This is a genomic window from Kitasatospora sp. NPDC094016, from assembly GCF_040304045.1.
Taxonomy (GTDB): Bacteria; Actinomycetota; Actinomycetes; order Streptomycetales; family Streptomycetaceae; genus Kitasatospora.
The window spans coordinates 166,876-183,657 of the sequence record NZ_JBEOUK010000006.1 but is presented as its reverse complement, the minus strand read 5'-3'; the positions used below and the strand labels follow the sequence as shown (position 1 = coordinate 183,657).

The following is a 16,782-nucleotide window of genomic DNA, read 5'->3' as shown; positions in this document are numbered from 1 at the left end:
AGGAGGCCGGCCGTGATCCTCTACCTCGGACGCCGCCTGCTCGCCGCGGCCGGCATCCTGCTGGCCGTCTGCGCGATCACCTTCACCATCTTCTACCTGCTGCCCTCCGACCCGGCGGTGGCCGCCTGCGGCAAGACCTGCAGCCCCGAACGGGTCGCCGAGGTCAAGACGGCGATGGGCCTGGACAAGCCGGTCTGGGAGCAGTTCGCCACCTACCTCACCGGCATCTTCGCCGGGCGCGACTACGGCAGCGGCGCCAGCGCCACCCACTGCGGCTTCCCCTGCCTCGGCTACTCCTACGAGTACTCGCTGCCGGTCTGGGACCTGCTCACCGACCGCCTGCCCGTCTCCGTCTCGCTCGCCATCGGCGCGGCCGTGCTCTGGCTGGTCCTCGGCCTGGGCGCCGGCGTCACCTCGGCGCTGCGCAAGGGCGGGCTCACCGACCGGACGCTCATGGTGGCGTCGGTCGGCGCCGCGTCGCTGCCGGTCTACTTCACCTCGATCATGCTGATCTGGGGCGTCGTCCGGACGGCCGGCCTGCTGCCGTACCCGGCGTACCACGCGTTCACCGACGATCCGTTCGCCTGGGCCTCCAACCTGCTGCTGCCGTGGATCGCCCTGGCCCTGCTGTACGCGGCCATGTACGCCCGGCAGAGCCGCAACTCGATGATCGAGGCGATGGCCGAGCCGTACATCCGCACCGCCCGGGCCAAGGGCCTGCCGCCCGGCACCGTCGCCGTCAAGCACGGGCTGCGCTCCGGGATGACGCCGATCCTCACCATCTTCGGCATGGACCTCGGCGGCCTGCTGGCCGGCGCCGTCATCACCGAGTCCATCTTCGGCCTGCCCGGCGTCGGGCGGCTGTTCTACGACGCGCTGGTCCGCTCCGACCAGCCCGTCATCCTCGGCGTCACCCTGCTCGCGGCCTCCTTCATCGTCGCCGCGAACCTGCTGGTCGACCTGCTCTACGCGTTCGTCGACCCGAGAGTGAGGTACTGATGACTCTGTTGGAGGTCGACGACCTCAGGGTCTCCTTCGACACACCCCGGGGCGTCGTCCGGGCGGTGGACGGCATCTCCTTCGCCGTCGAGGCCGGGCGGACCCTCGGCCTGGTCGGCGAGTCCGGCAGCGGCAAGTCCGTCACCTCGCTCGCCGTCATGGGCCTGCACCGCGGTGCCGCCGTCACCGGCTCGATCCGGCTCAACGGGACGGAGCTCAACGGGCTCGGCGAACGGGAGTTGGGTACCGTCCGGGGCCGCCGGATCGCGATGATCTTCCAGGACCCGCTGTCCAGCCTGCACCCCTTCTACACCGTCGGCGAGCAGATCGCCGAGCACTACCGGGTGCACTTCAAGGCCAACCGCAGGGCGGGCCGCGCGCGGGCGGTCGAGATGCTGGCCGAGGTCGGCATCCCGGAGCCGGCCCGGCGGGTCGACGAGTACCCGCACCAGTTCTCCGGCGGCATGCGCCAGCGCGTCATGATCGCCATGGCCCTCGCCTGCGAGCCCGAGCTGCTGATCGCCGACGAGCCCACCACGGCCCTCGACGTCACCGTCCAGGCGCAGATCCTCGAACTGATCGCCCGCATCCAGCAGGAGCGCGGCCTCGGCGTCGTCATGATCACCCACGACCTCGGCGTGGTCGCCCGGGTCGCCCACGAGGTGCTGGTCATGTACGGCGGCCGGGCCGCCGAACAGGCCCCGGTGGAACGGCTGTTCGCCACCCCCGGGCACCCGTACACCCGCGGCCTGCTGGACTCGCTGCCGCGCCTGGACGACACCGACGACGCCCCGCTGCGGGCCATCCCCGGCAGCCCGCCGTCGCTGATCACCCCCGCCCCCGGCTGCTCCTTCGCCCCGCGCTGCGCCCGCACCGGCGCCGCCACCGCCGAGGAACACGCCCGCTGCCTGGCCGAACGTCCCGAGCTCGGCCCGCTCGCCCCCGGCCACCAGGCCGCCTGCCACCTGCCACTGGTGCCGGAAGGAGTCCGGTCATGACCGAAACCCTGCTGTCCGTACGGGACTTGGTGAAGACCTTCCCCGGCCGGCGAAGCCGCACCGGCCGCCCCGGCGCCCCGGTCCGGGCCGTCGACGGCGTCAGCTTCGACGTCGGCAAGGGCGAGACGCTCGGCCTGGTCGGCGAGTCCGGCTGCGGCAAGTCCACCACCGGGCGGATGATCGTCCGGCTGCTCGACCCGACCTCGGGCACCGTCACCTTCGACGGCACCGAGATCGGCGGGCTCTCCCAGGCCCGGCTGCGACCGCACCGGCGGCACCTGCAGATGGTCTTCCAGGACCCGTACTCCTCGCTCAACCCCCGGCAGACGGTGGCCCGGATCATCTCCGAGCCGCTGCTGCTCCAGGGGTCGGGCGCGGCCGACGCGCGCAGGCGGGCGGGCGAGCTGATGGAACTGGTCGGGCTGATCCCCGAGCAGATCGACCGCTACCCGCACGAGTTCTCCGGCGGCCAGGCGCAGCGCATCGGCATCGCCCGCTCGCTCGCCACCTCGCCGAAGCTGGTCATCGCCGACGAGCCGGTCTCCGCGCTCGACGTCTCCATCCAGGCCCAGGTGGTCAACCTGATGGAGCGGCTCCAGCAGGAGCTCGGCCTGGCGTACGTGTTCATCGCGCACGACCTCTCGGTGGTCAAGCGGGTCTGCGACCGGGTGGCGGTGATGTACCTCGGGCGGATCGTCGAGATCGGTGACAAGGCCGAGGTGTACGGCAGCCCGGCGCACCCGTACACCAGGGCGCTGCTGTCCGCCGTCCCGCTGCCCGACCCGGCGGCGGAGCGCGCGCGGGAGCGGATCGTGCTGCTCGGCGACCCGCCGAGCCCGGCGAACCCGCCGTCCGGCTGCTCCTTCCACCCGCGCTGCCCCAAGGCGCAGGAGGTCTGCCGCACGGACCGCCCGCTGCTGCGGATCGCCGGGCCGGGCGGCCGGGAGGCGGCCTGCCACTTCCCGGAGGCCTGATTCCCGGAGGCCTTCGGGGGCCGACCGAGTCCGGTTCCCGGAGGCCTCCGGGGCCGACCGAGTCCGGCTGAGGCCGGGCACACAGAGCCGCCGTACCGCCCAGTTGCCCCCACGCCGGGCGGTACGGCACCCAACGGGCGAGGGACGCGATCCCTCGCCGCAGACGCCCGGTCGGGCGCGGCGGGGAACCTCACGAGGGCCGCGTCCGGCCGGGTTCCACCGTGTTCACGGTCCGGCCGTTCGCACGGACCGATCGTTCTTGTGGGCCGGCCGTTCTCGTGGGCCGGCCGTCTTCACGATCCGGACGGCCCGCCCGCCTCGCCAGCCGTGCCCGGCAGCAGCCGGCGCGGGCCGGGCCCCTCGGCGGCCAGTTCGTCCCCGGGGTTGAGCACCCGGCAGCGGCGCAGCGACACGCAGCCGCAGCCGATGCAGCCGGTCAGTTCCTCCTCCAGTCGCTCCAACTCGGCTCGACGGGCGCGCAGTTGTTCGGCCCAGCGCCGCGAGATGCGGTCCCAGTCGTGCTTGCCCGGCATCCGGTCCTCGGGGAGCCCGGTGAACACCTCGGCCACCTCGGAGAGCGGGATGCCGAGCCGTTTGGCGACCAGGATGAGCGAGATCCGGCGCAGCACGTGCCGCCGGTAGCGGCGCTGGTTGCCCGGCGACCGCTCGGAGGAGATCAGCCCCTGGTCCTCGTAGAAGCGCACCGCCGAGGTGGCGATCCCGGCCCGCCGGGCCACCTCGCCGACGCTCAGCAGGTCGACCGGTGCGGTGTCCATGCCTGCTCCTCGACTCCTTGACTTCAAGTCCTGTTGAAGATCTAGCGTACCGGACGTGGCCGTACCATTCGCCGCGCAGAGCGTTACTGCCCCTGCCGAGCAGGACAGTTACCGCTCGATTCGGCGTCGAACGGCCTCGTCGGAGGTCGGCGTGAACCGTTCTCCGGGTACGGCGAGACCCACGAGCCGGCCCCGGGCCCCTTTCGTCGGGGGGCCCGGGGCCTTCGTTGTGGGTTCCTACGAGGCCGGGCCGACCCGGACGGTGGTGATCCGCCCGCCCTGGGACTCCCGGACGACCTCGATCCTGGTGTTGGTGTCCGGGACCTTCACCGCGAGCTGCGGGAGGGCCGGGTCGGTGTACGTGCCGGTGTGGTCGTTGAAGACCGGGACGGCCGGTTCGGACGGGATCCGCACCGCGACGCCGCCCTTGTGCAGGGTGAACGCCGTGGTCGGCTTGAGCGAGAACGGCGCGTCGTAGGTCTGCGCCCGCCCGTTGACCAGGGTGCCGTCGGCGAAGCGGACCGCGGCCGGGTGGGCGTCGATCGGCAGGATCAGGCCGCCGCCGGGGTGGTCCTTGGTGTTGTTGTCGCCGTACGCGGTGTCCCACAGCCAGAGCAGGACGCCCTCCTGGTACGGGTAGGTGTCGACGATGTCGGCCTTGCCCGCGACGCCGCTGTACCCGAAGTTGTACGGGCCGGTCTTCAGGAACGCGCCGTAGCCGGTGTAGCGGCGGTTCTCGGCGAGATAGGCGCGCGGGTGCTGCTTGACGGCGGTGCGGCCGGTGATGACGGTGAAGCCGGTGGCGGTCCAGCCGTTGGCGCCGTTCTCGGCGCCGTCGGCGAAGAGCTCGGCGGTGCCGGCGCTGATCTTGACGGCGTCGACGAGCACGCCCCGGCCGTGGGTGTTGCCGTCCGAGGTGGCGTGGAAGCGCAGCCGGACCTGCTGGCCGAGGTAGCCGTCCAGCGGGATGTGCAGCTTCCGGTAGGTGCCCGAACTTCCGCTCAGGCCTGGGGTGTTGGCGCTGGTGTTGCCGATCGGCGCGCCGTCGACGGTGCCGCCCAGGGCCGTCCAGTGCTTGCCCTGGTCGGTGGAGGCCTCGACGGTGAGGAAGTCGTAGTCCTGCTCGGTGTCGTACCAGGCGGCGGCGTCCAGGGCGGCCGGGCCGGTGGCGGTGCGCAGGTCGACGTCCCGGCTGAGGGAGTTGTCGAGGTTGTCGCCGGTGTCGCTCCACCACTGCCTGGCGCCTTCGTACGGGTCGGCGAGGTCGGTGCTGGTGGTGCTGTCCGGCAGGTGGACGAGCAGTGCCTGGGCCTGGTCGGTGTTGTAGCCGCTCACCCCGAGGGCGTGGCTGGACCGGGTGGCGGCCTGCGCCTCGTCGTAGTCGAGCCAGCCGAACTGGAGCTTGCTCCAGGCGTCGAGGTCGCCGGGGTAGCCGCCGGTGGTGTTCGGCCCCTTGCCTAGGTAGGAGCCGGAGGACATCAGCGACCAGAAGTTGACGCTGTTGTCGCCGCCGTTGGTGCTGTACAGGTCGGGCAGGCCGAGGTTGTGGCCGTACTCGTGGGCGAACAGGCCGACGCCGCTGTTCTCGCCGGCCTGGACGTAGTCGTAGACGTAGAGGCCGGTGTCGCCGACCGGCGCGCCGCCGATCTTGTTGCCCTCCGGTCCGGTTTGGCCGGTCGCGTCGGGGAATGTCCAACTGCGGTGCGCCCACAGCGCGTCGGCCCCCTGGGCGCCGCCGCCCCAGGTCTCGTCGACGCCGGCGTGCACCACGATGACGTTGTCGAGGTAGCCGTCGGGCTGGTTGAACTCGCCGGTCCTGGTGTGGTCGTAGCGGTCGTAGACGTCGTACTGGGCGAGCTGTGCCTTGATGTCGGCCACGCTGCGGCCCTTGGCGATCTCGCCGTCGTACCAGGCCTTGACGGCGTCCCGGATGAACTCCTGCCCCTGGGTCCAGGCGCCGGAGCCCTGCGGGCCCTTGTTGCTGCCGTAGCGGGCCTCGTTGTACGGGACGGTGACCCAGTCGCTGACGGTGCCCTGGACGTCGTAGCGGCCGGAGGACTGGGTGCGGTAGTAGTTGCGCATCGACACGGCGCCGGGCGTGTCGTCGAAGAACATCTTCTGGTAGTAGTCGCGGCCGAAGTCCGGCTCCCACAGCGTGTGGTTGTCGCCCTTGCCCGGCTTGGGGATCTGGTCGTGGCGCGGGCCGGGGGTGCCGCCGTAGCGGGGCTGGCCGTTGTACTGGGTGGTGTTGTCGACCTCGTCGCCGAACTGGGCGAGGATCACGAAGACCTTGTCGGTGCGCTGGTGCGCCAGTTGGACGTAGTCGTTGCCGACCTTCACCTTGGCGGGGGCCCGCTTGCCGGCGGTCTTGGCGACGGCGCCCTGGTTGAGCTGTTCCAGGGCCTTGGTGCGGAGGGCCTGGCGCTCGCGCTCCTGGGGGGCGAGCGGCGCGGGCGGGGCTTCGGCGCCCTGCTCCGCCGGGGCGGCGGCGATCGTGGCGGGGGCGGTCGTGGCGGCGGGGGGAGCGGCCTGGGCGGGGGTGCCCAGCAGGGCGGCGGCTATCGCGCTCGTGGTGAGCGCGGCCGCGAGTGCGGCGGACAGTCTGCGCAACTGACCGGTCCTTTCCGGGGGATGGGGTCTCGGGCTTCCGGGTGGTCCGGGTGGTCCGGGTGGGAGTAATCGTTCGGTGAAGCGCAGGTAATATTTCACATGTCACGGGTCACGTGGAAGAGGCGGAGGCAAGGCGAAGGGCGCCGCACCACCGGTGCGACGCCCTTGTCCGGAATTCGGAGACTCAGCCCAAGGACGCCCGCAGGAAGGCGAGTTCGGCCTGGGTGACCTGCTCGTTCACCCCGCCCGGGGTCATGTGGGTGACGCCCGGCAGCGGCAGCACGCTGTGCGGGCGGCCGGCCTTGGTGAGCGCCTCGGAGAGCAGCAGGGTGTGCGAGGGGTGGACGTTGTCGTCGGCCAGCCCGTGGATCAGCAGCAGCGGCCGGGTCAGCCCGGGCGCGTCGGTGACCAGGCAGTCGTCGGCGTAGCCCTCCGGGTTGTCCTGCGGCAGCGCGAGGTAGCGCTCGGTGTACGCGGTGTCGTAGTGCCGGAAGTCGGTGGGCGGGGCGCCCGCGCAGGCGGCGTGGAAGACGTCCGGGCGTCGCAGCACGGCGAGCGCCGCGAAGTACCCGCCGTAGGACCAGCCGCGCACGCCGACCCGGCCGAGGTCGAGGTCAGGGTGCTGCCCGGCGAGCGCCCGCAGCGCGTCCACCTGGTCGTCCAGCGCCACCTGGGAGAAGCGGCGGAAGATCGCCCGGGTGAACTCGGGCGAGACGAACGGGGTGCCGCGGTTGTCGGTGGTGACGACGGCGAAGCCCTGGTCGGCCCACCACTGGCGGAGCTGCCAGCGGCGTGGCTCGGCCGCCACGGCCTGGAAGCCGGGCCCGCCGTAGACGTCCAGCAGTACCGGCAGCCGGCGGCCGGGGGCGTGGTCGCGCGGGTACACCACGGCGGTGGGCAGGGCGAGTTCGGTGACCCGGGCGAGCCGGGGCCGCACCTGGTAGGGCAGGGCGGCGCTCAGGTCGGCGAGCGGCAGCGCGGGGCCGTCGGGCGAGGCGTCGAGCGAGCCGTCGCGCAGCAGGCGGCGCCGGATGCCGTCGGCGTCGGCGGTGGTGAGCAGCAGGGTGCGGCCGGCGGCGAGTGCGGAGTGCGCGCCGGGGCCGGTGCTGACGGGTTCGGGTGCGCCGCCGTCCGGGTCGACCAGGTGGACGTACTGGTCGGCCGGGTCGCCCTGGCCGGTCTCGCAGAGCAGCCGGCCGTCCAGGTGGCCGACCACCCGGCGGATCTGGAGCCCGGTGGTGTCCAGCGGCTTGCCGTCCAGGGCGAGGCCGCGGGCCTGCGGGGTGTCGTGGGCGGTGAGCAGCCGGCCGTCGGTCAGCCGGGCGGGGGTGCCGGGCAGGTCGTCGACCCAGAACTCGTCGGTGGTGCGGGAGAGTTCGCGGGTCTCGCCGGTGGCCGGGTCGGCGGTCAGCAGCAGGACGTGCTGCTGGAGCCGGTCGGCGACGGTGAGCAGCAGCTCCTGGTCGCAGGCCCAGGTGGCGGCGCAGAGGTACGGGAACGCGGCGGCGTCCCAGCGGAGCCGTACCCGGCTGCGGTCGAGGCCGAGCACCCAGAGCTGGACGTCCGCGTTGGGGCCGCCGGCCTGCGGGTAGGCGAAGTCCTCGGCGGGCTCGCCGGGGTGGGCGGGGTCGGCGAAGTAGCGCCGGGGGAGGGCGGATTCGTCCACCCGGGCGGCCAGCAGCGCGCCGCCGTCGGGGCGCCACCAGTGGCCGCGGGAGCGGCCGAGCTCCTCGGCGGCGGCGAACTCGGCGACGCCCCAGCGGGCGCCGTCGGCGGGGGAGAGCGGTTCGAGGTCGGGGGTGACGTACAGGGCGTCGTCGGCGACGTAGGCGACGCGTTCGCCGGCGCCGTCCGGCCGGGGGTCGAACGCGGGCCCGGCGACGGGCAGTTCGGTGCCGGCACCGGTGGCGGTGTCGATCAGGAACAGCCGGCCGTCGAGGACGAGGACGGCGGTCGCGAGGTCGGCGGTGGCCGCGTACGTGCCGATGCCGGCGGCGGCCAGGCGGGTGCGTTCGCGCAGCCGTCGTTCGACGGCGGGCAGGTCGTCGCGGCGGCCGGTGCGCCCGGGGGCGAGGACGGCCGGGTCGGCGACGAGTCGTTCCTCGCCGGTGGCGGTGTCGAGCAGGTGGAGGCGGTCGACCGGATCCTCGGAACCGGTCGAGCGGAGCAGCAGCAGCCGGGTACCGTCCTCGGCGAGGGTGAACGCGCGCGGCGCACCGAAGGTGAACCGGCCGGTGCGGGCGCTGAGCGACAGGAAGGGGTCGGTGATGGTCACGGCCCGATCGTCGTCTCGGGGCGCGCCACCCGACCAGTACCCTGTCATGTGAAATGTCACACATCACAATGCGGAGGATGCCGTGATCGAGGACCTGTGGACCGCCGACCCCCCGGCACCGCTGCCCGCGGCCGACGGGCTGTTCGGCGTCTCACCGGACGCGGCGCACCTGAACCACGGTTCGTTCGGCGCGGTGCCCGTCCCCGTGCAGCGGGCGCAGCAGCGGCTGCGCGCCGAACACGAGCTGGACCCGGACGGCTTCTTCGCCGACCTGCCGGCCCGGGTCGGCGCGGCGCGCACCAGGATCGCCGCCGACCTGGCCGTCGACCCGGACCGGCTCGCCCTGGTCTCCAACGTCACCGAGGCGGTCGCGATCGCCCTCGACACCATCCCGTTCGCGCCCGGCGACCGGATCCTGGTCACCGACCACGGCTACGGCGTGGTCACCCGGGCCGCCGAGCGCCGGGCCGCCGAGACCGGCGCCGAGGTGGTCGAGGTCGAACTGCCGGTGGACACCCCCGACGAGCAGGCCGTCCGGGAGGCGGTGCTCGCCGCCGTCGACGAGCGCGTCACCGTCGCGGTGCTCGACCAGATCACCTCGCCCACCGCCCGCCTGATCGCCGGCCCGGGCCTGCTCGCCGACCTGCGCGAACGCGGCGTGACCACCGTCGTGGACGGCGCCCACGCCCCCGGCATGCTGCCCGCCCCCGTCGACCCGAACGCCGACTTCTGGTTCGGCAACCTGCACAAGTGGGCCTTCGCCCCGCGCGGCACCGGCGTGCTCGCCGTCCGCCCGGAGTGGGTGGACCGGGTGCGCCCGCTCACCTTCTCCTGGGAGCACGACCGGGGCTTCCCGTGGAACGTCGAATGGCGCGGCACCTGCGACTACACGGGCTGGCTGGCCGCCCCGGCCGGGTTCGAGCTGCTGCGCGAACTCGGCCCCGAGGCGGTGGCCGCGCACAACGCCGCGCTCGCCGGGTACGGCCAGCGGGTGCTCGCCGAGCGGGCCGGCCTGTCGCCGCTGCCCGCGACGCCCGGGGTCTGGATGCGCTCCGTCCGGCTGCCGGCCGGGTGCGTCGAGGCGGAGCAGGACGTGAGACCGCTGCGGGACGAGGTGTGGCAGCGGCTCGGCACCCGGATCGCGATCCGCCCGTGGGCCGGCGGCGGGGTGCTGCGGGTCAGCGCGCAGCTGTACAACCGGCCGCGGGAGTACGAGCGGCTGGCGGACGGGCTGGCCGGCCTGCTGAAGGGCTGACCGGCGCGCGGGGGCAGGCCTGCGCGCGCGGTTGGTCCGGGCCGGTCCGCACGCGGCTACTCCGGGCCGGCCCGCTCGGAGCCGGTTCGGTCGGAGCCGGCCCGTTCGGCGTCGGTTCGTTCGGATCCGGCCCGCTCGGAGCTGGCCCGCAGCTCGGCGAGCAGCAGGTTCTGGTCGGCGAGCAGCCCGGTGAGGATCCGCCGGGCCGCCCGCAGCAGGTCGGCGACGTCGCCGCCGGCCAGCGCGTACACCACCGTGCTGCCCTCCCGGGTGGCGGTGACGATGCCGGACCGGCGCAGCACCGCGAGCTGCTGGGAGAGGCTGGAGGGTTCGACCTCCAGCTCGGCGAGCAGCCCGCGGACGGGCGTCGGTCCGGCCTGGAGCAGTTCCAGCACCCGGATCCGGACGGGATGGCCGAGCATCCGGAAGAACTCGGCCTTGGCCTGGTAGAGCGCTACCGCCACGAGTCCCCCCTTCCCTGGTGTCGGTCCGTTCAGATCTCCAGCGAGAGTTCGATCCGCTTGAGCTGGTGGCGGGCCATCGCGAGGTTGGAGCGGCCGCGGTTGAGCGCCAGGAAGAGGAAGAGGCCGCGTCCGGTGGGCGTCGTGATCGGTCGGACCATGTGGTACTGGTTGGTGAGGCTGATCAGGATGTCCTCGATCTCGTTGTCGTGCAGGTTGAGCATCTCCATCGCCCGCATCTTGGCGCGGACCACGTCGGTGTTCCCGGCGGCCGCGACGTTGAGGTCCAGTTCGCCGCCGTCGCCGAGGCTGCCGAGCGCCATGCCGCTGCCGTAGTCGACCAGGGCCACGCCGATCGCGCCGTCGATCCCCATGGCCTCTTTGAGGGACGTCTCCAGGTTCGCCATCGTCGGTGTCCTCCCGTGAGTTGGTGGCGGTCGCTCCGCCGTGCCAACGACGGTAGGGAGACCGGCGGCGGTCCACCGGGAATGACCGGAGACGTCCGAAGCTGGTCGGACTCCGATCACTTGAAGATGTTTGCAACTATGGATGTGAGAGGGAAGCGATCCCGGAATGATCCCGCGGCCGATCCCGCCGTGCGGAAGCCCCACGGACGCTGCACGGAAGCCGCAGCGAAAGCCGTAGGGAAGCCGTGGGGAAGCCGCACGGAAAGTCGCACGGAAAAACGGTGCTATCGATGTCAGTGCCGCCGGGTAACCTCTCGCTGAGATGCGAGATCACACCAACCACACCCGGACGGCGATGAACACCCCTGAGCCCCAGCCCCACGACGACCAGGAGCTCAGCCCCGCCGAGGCGTACGCGGCCAGCCGCCGTCGGGCCAAGGAGCAGGCGACCGCGCTCCACGGCTTCCAGCAGCTGTACGACTTCCCGCTGGACGACTTCCAGCTGGAGGCCTGCGAGGCGCTGGAGGCCGGCTCGGGCGTCCTGGTCGCCGCGCCCACCGGCTCGGGCAAGACCATCGTCGGCGAGTTCGCCGTGCACCTGGCCCTCCTGGGCGGCCGCAAGTGCTTCTACACCACGCCCATCAAGGCGCTGTCCAACCAGAAGTACGGCGACCTGGTCAAGCGCTACGGCGCCGCCAAGGTCGGCCTGCTCACCGGCGACAACACCGTCAACGGCGACGCCCCCGTGGTGGTCATGACCACCGAGGTGCTGCGCAACATGCTCTACGCGGGCTCCAGCACCCTCGACGGCCTCGGCTACGTCGTCATGGACGAGGTGCACTACCTCGCCGACCGCTTCCGCGGCGCCGTCTGGGAGGAGGTCATCATCCACCTCCCCGAGTCGGTCACCCTCGTCTCGCTCTCCGCGACCGTCTCCAACGCCGAGGAGTTCGGCGACTGGCTGGACACCGTGCGCGGCGGCACCCGGGTGATCGTCTCCGAGACCAGGCCCGTGCCGCTGTGGCAGCACGTGATGGCTGGCAACCGGATGTACGACCTGTTCGCCAACCCCGACCGGGACGGCCGCCCCAAGGACGGCCCGCGCAACCCCGGCAAGGCCGTCAACCCCGAGCTGGTCCGGCTCGCCCGCTCCGAGCTGGACCGCAACCCGCGCGACCGGTTCGGCCGCGGCCGGGGCCGCAGCATGCCCAACGGGCGCCCCGGCCGGGTCTGGACGCCGGGCCGGGTGGACGTCATCGACCGGCTCGACGCCGAGGGGCTGCTGCCCGCGATCACCTTCATCTTCAGCCGGGCCGGCTGCGAGGCCGCCGTCCAGCAGTGCCTCAGCTCCGGCCTGCGGCTCAACAAGGACGCCGACCGCGCCCTCGTCCGGGCCTTCGTCGAGGAGCGCTGCGCCGACATCCCCGACGAGGACCTGCACGTCCTCGGCTACTTCGAGTGGCTGGACGGGCTGGAGCGCGGCATCGCCGCCCACCACGCCGGGATGCTGCCGCGGTTCAAGGAGGTGGTCGAGGAGCTGTTCGTGAAGGGCCTGGTCAAGGCCGTCTTCGCGACCGAGACCCTGGCGCTCGGCATCAACATGCCCGCCCGCTCGGTGGTCATGGAGAAGCTGGTCAAGTGGAACGGCGAGACCCACGCCGACATCACCCCCGGCGAGTACACCCAGCTCACCGGCCGGGCCGGGCGCCGAGGCATCGACGTCGAGGGCCACGCCGTGGTGCTCTGGCAGCGCGGCCTCGACCCGGAGGCGCTGGCCGGCCTGGCCGGCACCCGCACCTACCCGCTCAAGTCCTCGTTCCGGCCGTCCTACAACATGGCCGTCAACCTGGTCTCCCAGTTCGGCCGGCACCGCTCGCGCGAACTGCTGGAAACCTCCTTCGCCCAGTTCCAGGCCGACCGCTCGGTGGTCGGCATCGCCCGCCAGGTCCAGCGCAACGAAGAGGGGCTGGAGGGCTACCGCGAGTCGATGACCTGCCACCTCGGCGACTTCGACGCGTACATGGACCTGCGTCGCCGGCTCAAGGACCGCGAGAACGAACTCGCCCGCGAGGGCAGCAGCCAGCGCCGCGCGGCCGCCGTCGAGTCGATCGAGCACCTCAAGCCGGGCGACGTCATCCACGTCCCCACCGGCAAGTTCGCCGGCCTCGCCCTCGTCCTCGACCCGGGCCTGCCGCCGGTCAGCCGCAACGGCCGGGTCGGCCGCCACCCCGACTTCCAGGACGGGCCCCGCCCGGTGGTGCTCACCGCCGAGCGGCAGGTCAAGCGGCTCGCCATGATCGACTTCCCGTACCCGGTCGCCGCCGTCGAGCGGGTGCGCATCCCCAAGTCCTTCAACCCGCGCAGCCCGCAGTCCCGCCGGGACCTCGCCTCCGCGCTGCGCACCAAGGCCGGCCACCTCGAACCCGAGCGGTTCCGCCGGGGCCGCGCGGCCGCCGCCGACGACCAGGAGATCACCCGGCTGCGCACCGAACTGCGCCAGCACCCCTGCCACGGCTGCGACGAGCGCGAGGACCACGCCCGCTGGGCCGAGCGCTACCACCGCCTGCACCGCGACACCGAGGTGCTGGAACGCCGGATGCGCTCCCGCACCCACACCATCGCCCGCACCTTCGACCGGGTCTGCGGGCTGCTCACCGACCTCGGCTACCTGAGCGGCGACACCGTCACCGACGACGGCAAGCGCCTCGGCCGGCTCTACGGCGAACTCGACCTGCTCGCCTCCGAGTGCATCCGCGAAGGCGTCTGGAGCGGCCTGGACGCCGCCGAACTCGCCGCCTGCGCCTCGGCGTTGGTCTACGAGGCGCGCCAGTCCGACGACGCCACCGCCCCCCGGGTGCCGGAGGGCGCGGCCAAGGAGGCGCTCGGCCAGATGGTCCGCATCTGGGGCCACCTGGACGCCCTGGAGGAGCAGCACCGGATCAACACCGCCGAGGGCGTCGGCCAGCGCGAGCCCGACCTCGGCTTCGCCTGGGCCGCCCACCGCTGGGCCCTCGGCCACAGCCTGGACCAGGTGCTGCGCGACGCCGACATGCCGGCCGGCGACTTCGTCCGCTGGACCAAGCAACTGATCGACGTCCTCGGCCAGATCCAGGACGCGGCCGGCGAGGACGCCGAACTGCGCCGGACGGCCCGCAAGGCGGTGGACGGCCTGCGCCGCGGCATCATCGCCTACTCCTCGGTGGGCTGAGCTCGCCATTGATGATCGAGGGGGCGGGCTCAGCCGAAGCGGCGGCGTTGTCCAACCTCTGAGGCCCGCGCCCCAGGGAACCGGGCGCGGGCCGGAGGACGGGATGAAGGTGCTTCTGCCCCTGCCATCGGCAGGGGCAGAAGCGAGGTGATCCCAGGCGAGATGTTCACTGAGCAGGGTCCACCGGGGCGAAGTAGTCACGGAGCATCTCCGTCGTCCACGCGGGTTGGCGCACCTCTCCACGTGGGCCGAACTCCTCGAACCACGGCTTCACTTCGAGTACCGGGGTGCCGTCGATGGCGTCCAGGTTCTCGACATGAAGGTCCAGTCCGTCGACCTTGACGAGTCGGCAGCGGGAGGTCCCGAGCCAGTTGATGCGTCGCATGTTCCGGTGGCCGAACACGCCGACCTCGGGCCAGTCCGGATTGTCCCGGGGACGACGCGCGCCGAAGTTCAGGTCGGTCGGGTCGGTCCTGTGGAACCGGAAGATCACGTCGAGGTGGGAGAACTCCTCCAGCCCCTTCGTCGCGTCGAGCGGAAACCTGTCACCGTCGAGCCGGATGATGGCACGCGTCCCTCCCCAGTAGTCGTCGGTCGGTTCCGTACGGCCTCCCACAACATGCCCGAGCGTTTCCACGCTGAAGACCTCACCCACGTGCTTCCCCTCCCGTCATTGAAGCCCCTGCATCCCACCAATCGATGGACCTTGGTGCAAGGGGTTTTCAATCAGCGCTGAAGGCTCCACCAGGCGGTAGTCGTCGCATATGAAAACGAGGGCAGCTTTCCCGAGTTCGAGAGGGTACTGGTCTCGGCCCGCCGATTCGGACACTGTCAGCGTGGGCGGATCATGGCGGTGAGCCGGGGTGAGTCAGGCGAGGGCTGCTGGCTGTTGATGGCCTGGTAGCCCCAGGACTCGTACAGGGCCTGGACCTTGCCCTCCCCGGCGAGCGGATTGACCATCAGGGTGACGCGATCCTCGGTGCGGTGGGCGAGGAGTTCGTCGTGGATGCGGCGGGCGGTGCCGGTGCCGCGCCAGGGGGTGCGGACGCCGATCTCCTTGATGACCAGCACGGGGGCTTCGGTGAAGCTGTCGGGCAGGGGTTCGACCATGCGCTTCCAGTACCGGTCGCCGGCATCGGCGGTGTTGCCGTAGGCGTAACCGATCGGGACGTCGCCGTCGTAGCCGAGGACGAGTTCGAAGCCGGGTTCGGTGGCGTGCCGGTCGAGGCGCTCGGCGAATGTCTGGACGCGGTAGTTGACCAGGTGCAGCAGGGGCGCCCGCACGTCGGCGTAGACGTCCAGCAGGTCCTGGCGGGCCTGCTCGGTCAGGTCGGTTTGGTGGCGGAGCTCGATCGTCACGCGGTGGTCCTCCTGGTGTTGTGTGCGTACTCGGCCCAGGTGCGGGCCAGGTTGCTGTCAGCGGCCAGGTCGCCCAGTTTGGTGCCGAAGGCGTTCAGCATGCCGGTGACGCGGGGGTGGGCGGAGACCTCCGCCGGGACCGACATGGCGGTGGCGACGGCGGGTTCGAGGTCGCCCTGGCCGAGCTGGGCGTGGGCAAGGCGAACCGTGGTGATCGCGTGGGAGCGCTGCATGGCACCCCGGCGAAGAGCCATGCTGCGGTGCGCGTGAGCTTCCGCTTCCTCCCAACTGCCGGCCGAGAGGTAGGCAGCCAGGGCCAGGGAGTCGAGTTCGGCCTGGTCGTAGAAGGCTGTTATCCACAGCGGGCGGGAGGCGCCAGAGTCGGCCCGGTCAAGGGCCTCCTGTGCGTGCCCCAGGGAACGTCGCACCGCATTGGTGTCTCCGGTCAGGCCGTGGATGGCCGCGTGGCGGGCGTGTCCGAGGGAGGCGAACAACGGATCACGCCGGGCAATGGGCAGGTTGCGGGCAACGTCGTTGGCCGCGAGCGAGTCACCGGGCCGGCCGAGATGGCGGTAGAGGCTGCCGGCGTGGGACCAGATGCGGAACTGGATGGACAAGTCACCGGACATGGCTGCCAGGGAGGCAGCCTTCTGATGGTGCTGGAGAGCGGCGTCGAAGCGGCGGCCGTCGATGGCGGCCCACATCGCGCTCGACATGAAGGAGGCCGCGCTGGCGTACAGCTGAGCCCTGATCCGCTGGGTGGCCGTGCCGCGCTCCTGGAGGTCGAGAGCTTCGTCGGCCAGCTGGCCGGCCCGAGTCTCGATGCTGATGCGACCGCCATGGCGGTGGTCGCTGGCAACGACCTCGGCGAAGCGGGCCTGCAACTGTTGGACGTCGCTGATCCCGATCCGACGTGGTCCGGCTGTGGCGCCCGTGAGTGCGGCCACGGCGGTGCCCCCGGCGGCTGCTATGAAGTCGCGTCGCCTCACGTCTTCCTCCGTTGTGCTGCTTCGGGTTCGTCCTGTGGGGACGAAGCCCAGGTCCCCGGGCGGGCAGTCGAATACTGCCGTGAGCGCAAGGCGGATCTTCGCAGGCGGCCAACGGGTGTAACCAGTCAGCCAGTTGTGGACTGTGCGCTCTGATACCGTGCCGAGCTTCCCTGTGAGGATCTTGACCTCGGCGTTCACTTCGCGGGCTAACTCTGCCTTCGTCATGCGTCGTTCGGCCATCCGGAGGCGGAGTGCGACGTTGGCCACCATGCGGTCAACGTAGCTGTGGCGTGACGTGCTGTGCAGGGGGTCGGGTAATGAGGCGGTCAAGTTTTCCGGTTGGGCGCGGACCAGAGGCACTCGTACTTTGCCTCACCAGCCGGTAGCTGACGGTCGTTCACTGGTTACGCGAGGCCGTCCTCCTCTCGGGGACGGCGTCTGGTGCCAGGCCCGTCCTGCGTTCCGGGCCTG

13 protein-coding genes are annotated in these 16,782 nt (G+C 72.0%); 5 read left to right on the top strand and 8 right to left on the bottom strand.

The window, feature by feature from the left end:
- Positions 1–12 precede the first annotated feature (12 nt).
- The 3 genes from ABT015_RS08760 to ABT015_RS08750 are packed head-to-tail and all read left to right on the top strand — an operon-like array spanning position 13 to position 2,971.
- On the top strand, positions 13–999 hold the full coding sequence (locus tag ABT015_RS08760; protein WP_350877960.1) for an ABC transporter permease: 987 nt from the start codon (positions 13–15) through the stop codon (positions 997–999).
- Positions 999–1,997 (top strand): ABC transporter ATP-binding protein, encoded by a 999-nt coding sequence (locus ABT015_RS08755; RefSeq protein WP_350877959.1) that lies wholly within the window; start codon positions 999–1,001, stop codon positions 1,995–1,997. The genes ABT015_RS08760 and ABT015_RS08755 overlap by 1 nt, the downstream gene beginning before the upstream one ends.
- Positions 1,994–2,971 (top strand): ABC transporter ATP-binding protein, encoded by a 978-nt coding sequence (locus ABT015_RS08750; RefSeq protein WP_350877958.1) that lies wholly within the window; start codon positions 1,994–1,996, stop codon positions 2,969–2,971. Before ABT015_RS08755 ends, ABT015_RS08750 begins: the two co-directional genes overlap by 4 nt.
- A gap of 293 nt (positions 2,972–3,264) precedes the next feature.
- On the opposite strand, the gene soxR is transcribed toward ABT015_RS08750, so the two are convergent.
- The 3 genes from soxR to ABT015_RS08735 all read right to left on the bottom strand — a co-directional run bounded on the left by soxR (position 3,265) and on the right by ABT015_RS08735 (position 8,632).
- On the bottom strand, positions 3,265–3,747 hold the full coding sequence (gene soxR, locus ABT015_RS08745; RefSeq protein ID WP_350877957.1) for a redox-sensitive transcriptional activator SoxR: 483 nt from the start codon (positions 3,745–3,747) through the stop codon (positions 3,265–3,267).
- A 237-nt stretch (positions 3,748–3,984) separates the two neighbouring features.
- A complete protein-coding gene (locus ABT015_RS08740; protein WP_350877956.1) occupies positions 3,985–6,357 on the bottom strand; it encodes an immune inhibitor A domain-containing protein in 2,373 nt (790 codons plus the stop codon).
- A gap of 184 nt (positions 6,358–6,541) precedes the next feature.
- Positions 6,542–8,632, bottom strand: coding sequence for a S9 family peptidase (locus ABT015_RS08735; protein ID WP_350877955.1), 2,091 nt, complete (start codon positions 8,630–8,632; stop codon positions 6,542–6,544).
- Positions 8,633–8,714: 82 nt separating this feature from the next.
- Between ABT015_RS08735 and ABT015_RS08730 the strand changes: the two genes are divergently transcribed.
- Complete coding sequence (locus ABT015_RS08730; protein ID WP_350877954.1) at positions 8,715–9,887, top strand: aminotransferase class V-fold PLP-dependent enzyme; 1,173 nt, start codon at positions 8,715–8,717, stop codon at positions 9,885–9,887.
- A gap of 56 nt (positions 9,888–9,943) precedes the next feature.
- On the opposite strand, the gene ABT015_RS08725 is transcribed toward ABT015_RS08730, so the two are convergent.
- Both ABT015_RS08725 and ABT015_RS08720 read right to left on the bottom strand, forming a co-directional pair.
- Positions 9,944–10,351, bottom strand: coding sequence for an ArsR/SmtB family transcription factor (locus ABT015_RS08725; protein ID WP_350877953.1), 408 nt, complete (start codon positions 10,349–10,351; stop codon positions 9,944–9,946).
- 29 nt (positions 10,352–10,380) lie between these two features.
- Complete coding sequence (locus ABT015_RS08720) at positions 10,381–10,755, bottom strand: hypothetical protein (protein ID WP_350877952.1); 375 nt, start codon at positions 10,753–10,755, stop codon at positions 10,381–10,383.
- 355 nt (positions 10,756–11,110) lie between these two features.
- Here ABT015_RS08720 and ABT015_RS08715 point away from each other — a divergent pair, with 355 nt between their 5' ends.
- Positions 11,111–13,963 (top strand): DEAD/DEAH box helicase, encoded by a 2,853-nt coding sequence (locus ABT015_RS08715; RefSeq protein WP_350878048.1) that lies wholly within the window; start codon positions 11,111–11,113, stop codon positions 13,961–13,963.
- A 166-nt stretch (positions 13,964–14,129) separates the two neighbouring features.
- Here ABT015_RS08715 and ABT015_RS08710 read toward each other — a convergent pair whose 3' ends face one another.
- The 3 genes from ABT015_RS08710 to ABT015_RS08700 form a co-directional block, all read right to left on the bottom strand.
- On the bottom strand, positions 14,130–14,618 hold the full coding sequence (locus ABT015_RS08710) for an SAM-dependent methyltransferase (RefSeq protein WP_350877951.1): 489 nt from the start codon (positions 14,616–14,618) through the stop codon (positions 14,130–14,132).
- Positions 14,619–14,794: 176 nt separating this feature from the next.
- Complete coding sequence (locus ABT015_RS08705; protein WP_350877950.1) at positions 14,795–15,322, bottom strand: N-acetyltransferase; 528 nt, start codon at positions 15,320–15,322, stop codon at positions 14,795–14,797.
- Positions 15,319–16,581, bottom strand: a complete 1,263-nt coding sequence (locus tag ABT015_RS08700) for a helix-turn-helix domain-containing protein (RefSeq protein WP_350877949.1) — start codon at positions 16,579–16,581, stop codon at positions 15,319–15,321. Before ABT015_RS08700 ends, ABT015_RS08705 begins: the two co-directional genes overlap by 4 nt.
- Between the last annotated feature and the right edge of the window lie 201 nt (positions 16,582–16,782).